Raw genomic sequence first — 13,469 nt, 5'->3', positions numbered from 1 at the left:
AAGTAATATTTATAGTGTAAAGAGCAATGTAAGTAGGGCTGTATATGCTTAAAAAACCACTCAATAAAACGCGATAACATCCATTTTCGACTCACAATTTAAAAGTGAATTTCCGCAAATTAAGTTTAATGTTATTCTCCCGCGCTCAAGAAATATTACAGTTCTAACACACCATCTATAACAATCTAGTCTTCTTAATATTAAAGAAGCTGAGGAGTCGCATGAGCCTGTTACTGGTTGCTGATATCGGAGGCACTAACGGTCGTTTCGGTCTGGTCGAGTTTGATGCTGAAAAAAATCGCATCAATGGCAAGACCAATTATACGGCAGAACGCCAAATCACTCTCAAATGCGCCAACTATCCAGATATGGCCACAATGATCAAGGCTTGCTGCAGTGAGTTTGGCGTTGAGATTCCCGCTTATGGGTGCCTTGCAATTGCAGGTCCTATCGAAAATGGCCAAGCATCCATGACCAACCTTAATTGGAAGTTCTCTATTGATGGCTTGCGGGATCAATTGGGAATGAAAACATTGCACGTCATCAACGACTTTGCCTCTCTCGCCTATGCAGTGCCGTTCCTTGAAGAAAACGAGCTGGTCACGCTATACGATTCCCATAAATCCAATACTGATGCTCCAATTGTTGTTATGGGGCCAGGCACAGGTTTTGGCATGGCAGCGCTTGTTCCAGACCAAAATAACTGGCGAATTATCCCAACAGAGGGTGGGCACGCCAGTTTTGCCCCCACCAACGAGAAAGAGCTTGATATCAAAGCCTTCCTCCTGAAAGAGCAAAATCACGTATCAGTTGAAAATATTCTTTCTGGTGGCGGACTTGTTACCCTATATAGAGCACTTGCGCATAACGAAGGGGTCGATGCAATGCCCTATACACCCGCTGAAGTGAGCTCGAAAGGCATCGCCAATCAAGATCCACTCTGCCGCGAAGCGGTGTTGACTTTTTGTGATGTACTAGGAGAGGTCGCAGGTGATAAAGCGCTGTCGCTGGGAGCCAAAGGCGGCGTAGTAATTGGCGGGGGCATTACTCCCAAGTTGGTTGACTTACTGCCCGAATCGCACTTTCTGGAGCGCTATAAAAACAAAGGCCCAATGACTGGTTACGTTAGCGACATATCCATAAAGCTAATTATTAATGATAAAGCCGCCTTGGTTGGTTCTGCAGCGTGGTTAATCAATAATACTGACGCACTTAAAAAATAGATTACGAACCACATAAACAAAAAGCGGAACCTTATCAGTTCCGCTTTTTGTTTTTTTAAATAAAACAGCACTTCATCGAAGTAATTTACACACTAAAAAGCGCCGTACTATCTAATCCTTGCTTCTCCATTATGTCGCGCAAACGTTTAAGCGCCTCAACCTGAATTTGACGTACGCGCTCGCGAGTCAAGCCAATTTCGTGACCCACTTCCTCAAGGGTGCTTACCTCGTACCCTCTTAATCCGAAACGGCGTGCTAACACCTCGCGCTGCTTCTCTGTAAGCTCATCTAACCAATGATCCAAGCTGGTAGTCAAATCACTATCTTGTAGCAATGCGGCAGGATCAGAGACGTGGGTATCTGCAATAGTATCAACAATTGCACGATCAGAAGAATTCCCTATTGGGGCATCGATAGATGTCACCCGCTCATTAAGGCTTAGCATATGCTCGACATCTGCCACTGGCTTTTCCAGAAGATTGGCAATTTCCTCGGGTGTTGGCTCATGATCCAACTTTTGAGAAAGCTCACGCGCTGCGCGCAGATAAATATTTAACTCTTTTACAACATGTATGGGTAAACGAATTGTGCGCGTCTGATTCATGATTGCACGCTCAATAGTTTGGCGAATCCACCAGGTAGCATAAGTCGAAAAGCGGAAACCACGCTCTGGATCAAACTTCTCTACGGCACGGATAAGCCCAAGATTGCCTTCCTCAATTAAATCCAGCAAGGCAAGTCCACGATTAACATAACGACGGGAAATTTTAACAACTAACCGAAGGTTACTTTCTATCATCCGTTTACGCGCAGCGACATCGCCTTTAAGCGCTTTGCGGGCAAAATAAACCTCTTCTTCTGCACTGAGTAAAGGGGAGAATCCAATTTCATTTAAATAGATCTGGGTGGCATCGAGGGTTTTATTGTACTTGTCATCAATAATTCGTTCGCTAGCACTGGACATTGAAGGCTTGGGCACATCATCTTCTTCCGCCAACAAAAGCTCTGCATCTTCAATATCAATGTCTTGTGCTATGAAAGTATCATCACGATCTAAAGTCGTTGAATCACTATTATGTAAAGTCATTTTCAGCCCCTTAATCAATTTTTATTTAACCGGCTGGCTTGTATTTATGAATCACCCAGCTCGCCCTAGCTGTAACTCTTAAGGATTTCTCCACGATAAAGAGTCATTCATGAATTCCCGTTTTAACTCATGAACATGACATTTTTCTAACGACGCGGTAAAAACTTCATTGGATCAACAGGCGTTCCATCGCGGCGAATCTCAAAGTGAAGTTTTACCCTATCGGTACCACTAGAACCCATTTCGGCAATTGTTTGCCCAGCTTTAACAAAATCACCTTCTTTTACTCGCAAAGCATTGTTGTGTGCGTACGCGCTCAGGAAGGTTTCATTGTGTTTGATAATGAGCAATTTGCCGTAACCGCGCAGCCCACTTCCTGAATAAACAACCTTTCCTGAAGCTGCTGCAAGCACAGGCTCTCCCAATTTGCCACCAATATCAATACCCTTATTTAAACCACTGTTACTTTGAAAGGATGACAAAATTGCACCTTGAGTGGGCCAACGCCACTGTGGTGCACCTGTAAGCTGACTATTTGGCTTATCGGACCCTGCCATAACTGTTTGTTTTATTTTACTAGTTGATCTGGGGGTGCTAACAAACTGGGTGTTTTTTGTAGGTGATATTTGCCTAGAGTTAGTAGCATGGGTGCGCGAGCCTTGGTTGCTCTGCGCCTTGGCAGCAATGTCTAACCGAATGACTTGAGATGGGCGAATTAGATAGGGAGCATTGATTCCATTGTGCTTTGCGAGAGCTTCATATTTTAGTCCATAACGCCATGCGATAGAAAACAGTGTGTCACCAGGAATCACAACATGCGCCAATGGGCGCTTGATATTGGTACGTGACTTATCTTCAACAGGTGCAGAATGATTGCTCAAGCAACCAGTTAGCAAGCAAATTTTGATCGATATAACGAACAAATTTATAAGTAATCTTGAGGAAAAAAATGCAAGCTTTGGCATCGAATTACTCAATAATCATGGTTATTTTTCAATCTCTTTTATGCCATTTTGGAGTTAATAAATTAAATTTATTTTAAAATTATCTAATATTTTTATAAATACACAGGAGAAAAGAGCGAAGGTTCACGTAAATCCAAAGCTTTTCCTGCGAAAAAAGATCCAAGATACCTACCGCACTTAGAATACCTTATAAATCAATTCAGCAATCCACTACCGCGCAGTCCCCGATAGAAACGGGACAAACTTTACCGGTTCAAGAATCCGGGTCACAAATTTACCGGATTCCGCATCGTGAATAACAAGATGAAGCTGCTGCTCCCTGCCCCCGACCGGAATTACGAGAACACCGCCCGGAGCCAATTGCTTTAACAGTTCATCCGGAATTGCCTGAGGCGCAGCAGTACTGATAATACCATCGTAAGGACCAGCTTCCGGCCAGCCAAACCCACCATCGGCATGACGCATTTGCACATTGCGCAAACCTAATTGACGCAATCGGTCGCGGGCTTTGTCTTGCAGTGGTTTTATCCGCTCAACGCTGTACACCTGTGGAACAAGTTGCGCCAAGACGCTGGTTTGATAACCGGACCCCGTACCCACCTCAAGTACCTTCTGTAAATTGCCGCCCGCAGCACCCAGTAACACTTCTGTCATACGCGCCACAATGTAAGGCTGGGATATGGTTTGCCCGTGCCCGATTGGCAAGGCTGTATCCTCATAGGCACGATGAGACAAAGCTTCATCCAGAAAGATATGGCGCGGGGTATTTAACATTACATCCAGGACGCGCATATTCGTTACGCCTTGGTCGCGTAAACGCTGAATGAGACGCTCACGGGTGCGCAGCGAGGTCATACCTACACCTTGCATCAATAAGTCTGTCATCGCCAGATCCCCTCCATCACCTACAACTAACCCATTGGGCACAATGTAAAATCGTTTAAACAAAGCGGGCAACTATACCATAGCGGCGTTTCAATGATCGCTCATCTACTCCAACTCGATAAGTGAGTCCTGTGAGCGATTAGTTAACTGCGCTAACTCACGCAAAACAGCAGTGGCAAACTCACCGGCAGCCAACGAAAAGGAAAGCTCCAAATCGTTTTCTATCCAGCGCCACTGGGCATTTGCAGGAAGCAAACGCAAAGGCCGTCGCTCTTGCGACAATCCGGCATGCTCCAGCCCATCACACCATTGTTGCCAATCAGCTAATACTGTTTGTTCAAACGCCAATAACTCATCGCTTGCCAATGAGCGACCGCGCCCCCACAAGGGCCCGGATGATTGAGGTTCGGGATCGCCCGATACAAGATCACACCAATTACCTGCAACAACTCGTGCAGCGAGAACCTGATTAAACAAATAGGAGCGTCCGGCAGATAACATTAACCCGCGTTTTTGTTTGTCTTTGTAACGTTTACCGCCTACCAAAATTGCATCGGCTTCTATCAAATTATTACCATTAAAACCAAAGCGCTGCTCACCAAAATAATTGGGCACGCCCAAGGTTAGCACCTGATGAATTTTTTGTTCCAATACAGGACGATCATCTGTTTGAAGATCGCGCAAACGAATCACAAAATAGTTTTGGCGATGATCACCTCGACGCAGCTTCTGCTGATGGCGCGCAACGCGAATCACATAAATCGTATCGCTGTTAAGCAAGATCCAATCTGGCTCAATACCTTTAGGCAGATAAACACTAAACCATTGGGTGGTCACTGCATGGCGATCCTTGCGGCCAGCATATCCAACATCATTAATATTAACCTTTGCCAGCTCGGCGATTTTTCCGGCAACCCACGCCGTGTTTTCACCGCGCTTTAATATTTGCAGAAAAACATGTTCACCCGTCCCCAGTGGTTCGAAGCCCAAGTCTTCATCCACTTTAAAGTCTTCCGGTTGATCACGAAAAATAGCCGATGCATTCAGTTCGCCGTATGCACGCGGGAAATCCAACGAAAATTCTGTCAAAACATAATCCGTAAATAATAGGTGAGGCTATAACAATAGCTCGATTAGTGATTGTTCTTTTCGATCAGAACAACCGCATAACAAGCAATACCTTCTTCGCGCCCGGTAAAACCCAAACGCTCGGTGGTGGTGGCTTTGACATTGATTTGCGACAAATCCACGTGCAAATCAGCTGCAATGGTTTCAACCATGTGGGGAATGTAGGTTGCCATGCGTGGAGCTTGAGCAACAATGGTCATGTCTGCATTGGCCAACTTCCAGCCCAGTTGATTGAGCTTTGCATAAACCATACGCAACAGTGCACGGCTATCAATATTGCGGTATTGCATATCAGTGTCAGGAAAATGCTTACCAATATCGCCTAGGGCCGCCGCCCCCAACAAGGCATCACACAAGGCGTGCAACAACACGTCACCATCAGAGTGGGCGATCAGACCCCGCTGATGAGGAATAACAACACCACCTATAACAATTTTATCGCCATCGCCAAACGCGTGAACATCGTAACCATGACCAATACGCATAGACATATTTTAATTCCTGCTAAAAACAACTACATAACACTAGGTATTTTGTTGCAATAAAAAACTGGCAATTGCCAAATCATCAGGATAGGTAATTTTTATATTGCTGCTGCGACCTTTCACCATCAACGGCTTATAGCCAAATGCCTCAAGCGCGGATGCCTCATCAGTAATAGTTTTACCTTCAACTAATGCACGATGCAAACAATCATGCAATAAGCCCAAACGGAACATTTGCGGAGTTTGCGCTTGCCATAAAGCACGACGATCCGTTGTATACAGGATATTCCCATCGCTGACCATTTTTAAGGTATCGCTGACGGGTACCCCAAGAATACCGCCAACAGGATGATCCGCCACACCGCGAATGAGCAATTCAATATCCACCGGTGTAATACAAGGACGCGCGGCGTCATGCACCAAAACCCAGTCGTATGGCTTCGCCACAGAGGTTAACGCAACCAATGCATTCAGGACTGAACCAGCACGCTCTGCTGCACCCGCAACATCATAAATGGCGGGATGATCGGCAATAGGCAACTGCCGCCAATAGGTATCATCTGGACTCAATGCCACATAGACACCAGCAACGCCATGAACGGCCAACAACCGGGACAAGGTATGCTCTATAACCGTTTTATTTAACAGCGGAAGATATTGCTTGGGACAATCAGCACCCATACGCGCACCAATGCCTGCGGCAGGCACTACCACCCAATAAGCAGGGGCTTGCTGATTAGATACTGTCATTGAATGCAATCTGTGTAGAGGGTTTTATCCAAGTTGATAAAAAATTATTTTTCGTCATCGAGGATAATAAAAAAAGTTTCGTCTTTTTTAATCAGACCAATGTCATTACGTGCGCGCTCTTCAATAGTGTCCAAGCCTGTTTTTAGCTCTTCCACTTCAACATCAAGAATGCGATTGCGCTCACGCATGCGATCAATTTCAGCTTGCTGTAGTTTAATCTCATTTTCCAGCCGATGTGCATGCGCAAGACTGCCGTCACCAATCCACAATCTGTATTGCAGATAGCTCAGCAAAATTATCAGCACCAGCAGCAGCCACTTCATAAGTTCAATCAAATATTGCCTGAGACATTAAATAATTCATCAACACACTAAAAACAAAGGCCGATGATTCGGCCTTTGTTTTTTCACACAGATTACGACTTGAATTCTGCGCGGCCTTTGTAAGGAGCAGCAGCGCCCAATTCGGCTTCAATACGCAGCAAACGGTTGTACTTGGATACGCGGTCTGAACGGCAGAGAGAACCAGTTTTGATCTGCCCAGCAGCAGTTGCCACCGCCAAATCAGCGATAGTGGTATCTTCAGTTTCACCAGAGCGGTGAGAAATTACCGCAGTGTATCCTGCGTCCTGTGCCATTTTGATCGCATCCAGTGTTTCTGAAAGCGAACCAATTTGGTTGAACTTAATCAGGATGGAGTTAGCGATTTTCTTATCAATACCTTCTTTCAAAATTTTGGTGTTAGTAACAAACAAATCATCACCCACCAATTGGATTTTGTGACCAATTTTTTGTGTCAAGTCAGCCCAACCTGCCCAATCACTTTCGTCTTTACCATCTTCAATAGAGATGATTGGGTATTTAGCGGCCAAATCAGCGAGGTAATCAGAGAATTCGTTGGTAGTGAACACACGGCCTTCACCAGCCAGATCATACTTACCGTCTTTGTAGAATTCAGTTGATGCGCAATCCAATGCCAGAGTAACGTTGTCCCCCAACTTGTAACCGGCTTTTTCAACAGCGGTAGAAATCACTTTCAGTGCATCTTCATTGGATGGCAGGTTTGGTGCAAAACCACCTTCGTCACCAACAGAAGTGCTCAAGCCTTGATCGTGCAGGATTTTTTTCAGGGTGTGGAAAATTTCCGCGCCCATACGCAATGCTTCAGCAAAGGTTTTTGCACCAACGGGCTGAATCATGAATTCCTGAATGTCCACGTTATTATCAGCATGCTCACCGCCGTTAATGATATTCATCATAGGCACAGGCATAGAGTACTTACCTGGAGTACCGTTCAGGTCAGCGATATGTGCATAGAGTGGAACTTTTTTGGAGATTGCAGCTGCTTTGGCGTTTGCCAAGGACACGGCCAAGATTGCGTTTGCACCCAACACAGTTTTAAAGTCGGTGCCATCAGCTTTGATCATGGCATTATCTAGCGCGCGCTGATCCAATGAATCCATACCCACTACCAGATTTTTAATAGTGGTATTGATGTTGTTAACAGCCTTCAAAACACCTTTACCCAAGTAGCGTGATTTGTCACCATCGCGCAATTCCAATGCTTCGCGTGAACCGGTAGACGCGCCAGACGGTGCAGTTGCAGAACCAATTGAGCCATCATCCAAAATTACTTCTGCCATTACAGTGGGGTTGCCACGGCTATCCAAAATTTCAAAGGCTTTAATATCAACAATTTTAGTCATTCATCTTCTCCAGAGTAGATTTCCAAAAAATTTAGTTAATGTCGAGTGGTGGAAAGTTTTTCACCAAATCGTCAATTGCTTTCATTTGCTGCAAAAATGGAATGAGTTTATCCAGTGGTAGCGCACTAGGGCCGTCACATTTTGCGTTGTTAGGATCAGGGTGCGCCTCAAGGAACAAACCTGCCAGCCCCACCGCCATACCGGCACGCGCTAATTCAGCTACTTGATGACGACGACCACTGGAGGCTGCGCCCATGGGATCGCGACACTGCAGGGAATGGGTTACATCAAAAATAACCGGTGCGTTACCGCTCACCTCGCGCATGGTGCGGAAACCGAGCATATCAACCACCAAATTGTCGTAACCGAAGTTAGTGCCGCGATCACACAAAATAATTTGCTCATTGCCACATTCGCCAAATTTTTCGACGATATTTTTCATTTGACCCGGGCTTAAAAACTGCGGCTTTTTAATATTAATAACTGCGCCGGTTTTCGCCATAGCGACAACTAAATCCGTCTGACGCGCGAGAAAGGCCGGCAGCTGAATTACATCACAGACATCCGCCACTGGCTGACACTGATCAATTTCATGAACGTCAGTGATCACCGGAACATTAAAGGTTTGTTTGATTTCCTGAAATATTTTGAGGCCCTCTTCCAGACCCGGACCACGGTACGAGTGAATAGAAGAGCGGTTAGCTTTGTCAAAGGAGGCTTTAAATACATAGGGAATACCCAACTTGCCAGTTGCCTCTACATATGCCTCGGCAACCTGCATAGCCATATCGCGAGATTCAAGTACATTCATTCCGCCAAACAAAACAAAAGGGAGTGAATTCCCAACTTGTAAATTGCCAATTTTTACGATTTGTTGTGACACATCTATTCCTTTTTAACGCAGGATATTTCTTGCAGATAAAAGTAAGGGCGCAATAAATTGCGCCCTTACCGCTTATTTCTTATTAGCCAGTGCCGCCTTTACAAACGCAGTAAAGAGTGGATGCCCGTCGCGTGGTGTAGACGTAAATTCCGGGTGGAATTGACAGGCGACAAACCAAGGGTGATCGGGAATTTCAACCATTTCCACCAAGGTATCATCCGCTGACCAACCACCAATTTTTAGACCGGCTTTTTGCAACTGATCAACATAATTGTTGTTTACTTCATAGCGATGACGATGGCGTTCAACAATCACATCTGCACCATAAATATCGCGTGCCTTAGAGCCGCTAACCAAGCGACACTCCTGAGCACCTAACCGCATAGTGCCGCCAAGGTCAGATGACTCATCGCGCTTTTCTACTTCACCTTCCGAGGTGATCCATTCAGTAATCAAACCGATAACCGGATGCGGAGAATTGCGATCGAACTCAGTGGAGTTAGCCCCTTTCAGACCCAACACATTGCGCGCAAATTCAATAACAACAGATTGCATACCCAAGCAAATGCCAAGATACGGAACCTTGTTTTCACGTGCGTATTGCACCGCCATGAGTTTGCCTTCTACGCCGCGCTCACCAAAACCACCGGGAACCAAAATAGCATCTGCATCTTTTAAAATGCCAACGCCTTCATTTTCAACACGCTCGGCGTCAATGTAATTAATATTGACTTTAGTATGGGTATGAATGCCGGCGTGAGTCAGTGCTTCAATGAGTGACTTGTAGGCATCCAGCAATTCCATATATTTACCAACCATGGAAATGGTGATGGAATTGACGGGATTAAGTTTGCCTTCAACAACTTTGTCCCACTCACTCAAATCGGCCTCGCGGCATTGCAAACCAAGCAATTCAACAACGATCTGATCCAAACCATAGCTTTGTAGCAAGCGCGGGATCGAATAAATGGTGTCTGCATCGGGAAGCGGTACAACGGCGCGTTCGGCAACATTAGTGAACAGCGAAATTTTGCGGCGCGAATCTTCATCCACCAAACGCTCGGAACGACACAACAGAATATCAGGCTGCAAACCAATGGAACGTAATTCTTTTACTGAGTGCTGAGTCGGCTTGGTTTTGGTTTCACCAGCAGTGGCGATATAAGGCACCAAAGTGAGGTGCATTAGCAATGCGCGCGTACCCATTTCAACTTTGAGTTGACGCACAGCCTCCAGGAAGGGCTGCGATTCGATATCGCCTACCGTGCCACCAATCTCAACCAAAGCCACATCGACATCGCGACCACCTTCAAGAATGCGACGCTTGATTTCATCGGTGATATGCGGAATAACCTGCACAGTTCCGCCCAAATAATCGCCACGGCGCTCTTTGCGCAATACAGTCTCATACACGCGACCGGTGGTGAAATTATTGCGGCGTGTCATCTTGGTGCGAATAAAACGCTCATAGTGCCCCAGATCAAGATCGGTTTCGGCACCATCTTCAGTGACAAATACCTCTCCATGCTGAAAAGGGCTCATGGTGCCCGGATCTACGTTAATGTAGGGGTCCAGCTTCATGATAGTTACCTTAAGGCCACGCGCCTCAAGAATAGCTGCCAGAGAAGCTGAGGCGATGCCTTTGCCCAATGAAGAAACAACACCACCTGTTACGAATATATAGCGCGTCATGTAAAACCTGATTAACTGTGAAAATGCGGAGCGGATATGGAGATAAATGCCTACAACAGCACTCTTTGCGAGGCTTGGGGATTTATCGTTCAGGACGGGGCGCCAGAGTAACAGAAAGCCCCTTTCGGCTCAACGAAAAGCTGGGATTGGGGTATGAAGCGACGTTAGTAAAAAAGGATGGGATGACATACATTGCAGGTAACAAGCGTGCACTCGCCACTAACTGATTATTGTTTATTCAAGAAATTGGCGCTAACAATAATCCGTATCGACTGCATTAAACACCTGTTGGATATGGCGACTGGCAAAACCTCTGGTCTGCAAAAAACGCATCTGCCGTGCGCGCTCGCGCTGATCATGAGGGACTTGATTGCCAAAACGCTTGCGACGGGCATCACAAGCTAATGATTGCCATTCGGCATCCGACTCATCCAGACAAGCTGCAATAAGCTCTGCACTGATACCACGCTCACGCAACTCAAGACGAATCAACTGGCTGCCTTTACCCTGCCGCTGACGCATGGCAATAAACGCGGTAGCAAAACGCTCATCGGATTGAAGATTTTGTTCAATCAATGCTTGAATAACCGAGTCAAGTAAGCATGGCCAAGCCGAATACTTGCGCCCGAGCTTCTCCTTTAACTCTTTAGCGGAATGTTCACGCATTGCCAAAAAATTCATGGCGGCAAAACGTATATCCGATGGTTTCGGTGATTCTGCTTCCATAACAACAAAAGCCCTAATAAAAATGGCCGCAAAAAGCGGCCATTAGACTAACTGACAACAATTAATTCACAGGAGGAAACTGCGCCAAGACCTCCACTACAGCGTTGCTCAATACTTCACGCTGCTGTTGTGGCGCCATACTGCGACTCAGACGTTTCTCTGATACACCGCGCCAAATAGGCTTATCGGTTTTGGCATCCACGATATCAATAATCAAGCTGCCCTGATTATATACACGCAAGCCGGTATTGGTGCCCAAAAAGTAAGGGCGTGGATAGCGATAACCTACGCCGTAATAACCGAAACCATAGATATCGTTGTAACTGCGAGGATCTATTTTTTCCTCAACCACTACATGATAACTGACAATAAAGTCTGGCTTTGAACCAGAAGTACCCTGCTGGTAGCGCTTACCCAGTTCAGATTCAAGCGCCGCATGTATATGGCTTAATGTAAAAGGTGAAATCAGGATATCTTCTTTAGAGTCCTGCTTGGTTTCTGCAACACTGAATGTTTTCAATGATGCAAAATCAAACCCGGCCTGATGATCAGTTTCAACATAAGGCTGGGAACTGCAACCGGCAAGAAACACGGCACCTACCAATAAAACCCAATGTGATATTTTCATAAATTACCTCTTGCTCTTATCAAGCGCGATTGTGAGATTCACACTAACAATTTACTAATACGCAGCTTAATGGAAACCAAACACCTTGGCGATACATTCTACGAATTGCTATCTGCCAGCGCTTTAGGGAAATCACAATAACCGAGCTTATAGACAACAAAAACCCCCATAACATTCCTGCTGATGGGGGTTTTGTACAGATCATTACAAATTACATTTCTACATCATCGGTCACTTCTGCACCACCGGCACTCAGAGATAGTGCGGGCGTAGCAAGAAGTTCGGTGCGCACGCGCTGCTCAAGCTCTTGCGCAATAATCGGATTTTCCTGTAAAAATTTCATCACGTTGTTTTTACCCTGACCAATCTTGTTGCCTTGATAGCTATACCAGGCACCCGCTTTATCAATCATGCCCAACTTAACGCCGTAATCGACCACTTCACCCATACGGTTAATGCCAGAACCATAGAGAATTTGGAATTCAGCTTGTTTGAATGGCGGTGCAACTTTGTTTTTCACCACCTTCACGCGAGTCTCAGAACCCACAACTTCCTCACCCTCTTTCACTGCACCAATACGGCGAATATCCAAACGTACTGAAGCATAAAACTTGAGTGCATTACCACCGGTGGTAGTTTCGGGGTTGCCGAACATAACGCCAATTTTCATCCGGATCTGGTTGATGAAAATCACCAGACAGTTAGCGTTTTTAATATTACCAGTGATTTTACGCAGCGCTTGCGACATTAAACGCGCTTGCAAACCCACGTGATGGTCACCCATTTCGCCTTCAATTTCAGCGCGTGGTGTCAATGCAGCAACTGAGTCAACAACCAGAACATCCACTGCACCGGAACGTACCAGCATATCGGTCACTTCCAGAGCTTGTTCGCCGGTGTCTGGCTGGGAAATAATCAAATCTTCAACATTGACGCCGAGCTTGGAGGCATAGATAGGGTCAAGTGCATGTTCGGCGTCAATGAATGCGCAGGTCCCACCCATACGTTGAGCTTCAGCAATAACTTGCAGAGTCAGGGTCGTTTTACCAGATGATTCAGGACCATAAATTTCAATAATACGGCCCTTGGGTAAACCGCCAATGCCGAGAGCGACATCCAGCCCCAAGGAGCCAGTTGAAATGGCAGGAATGGCGACTTGTTCTTTGTCGCCCATACGCATTACGGTACCTTTACCGAATTGACGCTCGATTTGACTTAATGCAGCCTGCAGGGCCTTCTCTTTATTCGCATCCATCTGACACCTCAACGTAACAATAGTGAAAACTGGTTATAGAATCTTTTTGTGGTCAGC

14 protein-coding genes are annotated in these 13,469 nt (G+C 45.8%); 1 reads left to right on the top strand and 13 read right to left on the bottom strand.

The annotated features are described in order from the left end of the window. The first annotated feature begins 221 nt into the window (after positions 1-221). Entirely contained in the window at positions 222-1,223 is a 1,002-nt protein-coding gene (gene glk, locus O59_RS05995; protein ID WP_007640575.1) for a glucokinase, read from the top strand. 85 nt (positions 1,224-1,308) lie between these two features. On the opposite strand, the gene rpoS is transcribed toward glk, so the two are convergent. The 13 genes from rpoS to recA form a co-directional block, all read right to left on the bottom strand. Next, positions 1,309-2,310: an RNA polymerase sigma factor RpoS gene (gene rpoS, locus O59_RS05990; protein WP_007640574.1), complete on the bottom strand. Its 1,002-nt coding sequence runs from the start codon at positions 2,308-2,310 to the stop codon at positions 1,309-1,311. Between the two features lie 146 nt (positions 2,311-2,456). Next, entirely contained in the window at positions 2,457-3,275 is an 819-nt protein-coding gene (locus tag O59_RS05985; protein ID WP_007640573.1) for a peptidoglycan DD-metalloendopeptidase family protein, read from the bottom strand. 210 nt (positions 3,276-3,485) lie between these two features. Then, positions 3,486-4,160, bottom strand: a complete 675-nt coding sequence (locus tag O59_RS05980; protein ID WP_198284768.1) for a protein-L-isoaspartate(D-aspartate) O-methyltransferase — start codon at positions 4,158-4,160, stop codon at positions 3,486-3,488. A 105-nt stretch (positions 4,161-4,265) separates the two neighbouring features. Then, complete coding sequence (gene truD / locus O59_RS05975) at positions 4,266-5,249, bottom strand: tRNA pseudouridine(13) synthase TruD (RefSeq protein ID WP_007640571.1); 984 nt, start codon at positions 5,247-5,249, stop codon at positions 4,266-4,268. A 44-nt stretch (positions 5,250-5,293) separates the two neighbouring features. Next, complete coding sequence (gene ispF / locus O59_RS05970; RefSeq protein WP_007640570.1) at positions 5,294-5,773, bottom strand: 2-C-methyl-D-erythritol 2,4-cyclodiphosphate synthase; 480 nt, start codon at positions 5,771-5,773, stop codon at positions 5,294-5,296. A 39-nt stretch (positions 5,774-5,812) separates the two neighbouring features. Further along, the gene (ispD, locus tag O59_RS05965) at positions 5,813-6,523 is read right to left on the bottom strand and encodes a 2-C-methyl-D-erythritol 4-phosphate cytidylyltransferase (protein WP_007640568.1); all 711 of its coding nucleotides are present in this window, start codon (positions 6,521-6,523) and stop codon (positions 5,813-5,815) included. Between the two features lie 44 nt (positions 6,524-6,567). Then, complete coding sequence (locus O59_RS05960) at positions 6,568-6,846, bottom strand: septum formation initiator family protein (protein WP_007640566.1); 279 nt, start codon at positions 6,844-6,846, stop codon at positions 6,568-6,570. Positions 6,847-6,938: 92 nt separating this feature from the next. Beyond that, entirely contained in the window at positions 6,939-8,228 is a 1,290-nt protein-coding gene (gene eno, locus O59_RS05955; protein WP_007640562.1) for a phosphopyruvate hydratase, read from the bottom strand. Between the two features lie 31 nt (positions 8,229-8,259). Further along, positions 8,260-9,111: a 3-deoxy-8-phosphooctulonate synthase gene (gene kdsA / locus O59_RS05950; protein ID WP_007640560.1), complete on the bottom strand. Its 852-nt coding sequence runs from the start codon at positions 9,109-9,111 to the stop codon at positions 8,260-8,262. 72 nt (positions 9,112-9,183) lie between these two features. Beyond that, positions 9,184-10,803: a CTP synthase gene (locus O59_RS05945; protein ID WP_040391605.1), complete on the bottom strand. Its 1,620-nt coding sequence runs from the start codon at positions 10,801-10,803 to the stop codon at positions 9,184-9,186. A gap of 252 nt (positions 10,804-11,055) precedes the next feature. After that, a complete protein-coding gene (locus O59_RS05940; protein ID WP_007640551.1) occupies positions 11,056-11,529 on the bottom strand; it encodes a regulatory protein RecX in 474 nt (157 codons plus the stop codon). 61 nt (positions 11,530-11,590) lie between these two features. Continuing rightward, positions 11,591-12,157, bottom strand: coding sequence for a DUF4136 domain-containing protein (locus O59_RS05935; protein WP_007640550.1), 567 nt, complete (start codon positions 12,155-12,157; stop codon positions 11,591-11,593). A gap of 211 nt (positions 12,158-12,368) precedes the next feature. Beyond that, positions 12,369-13,412, bottom strand: a complete 1,044-nt coding sequence (gene recA, locus O59_RS05930) for a recombinase RecA (protein WP_007640549.1) — start codon at positions 13,410-13,412, stop codon at positions 12,369-12,371. Positions 13,413-13,469: the final 57 nt, after the last annotated feature.

The organism is Cellvibrio sp. BR, from assembly GCF_000263355.1.
Classification (GTDB): Bacteria; Pseudomonadota; Gammaproteobacteria; order Pseudomonadales; family Cellvibrionaceae; genus Cellvibrio.
Note: the sequence above shows the minus strand (reverse complement) of the source record. Positions and strands in the feature narration are given on the sequence as shown.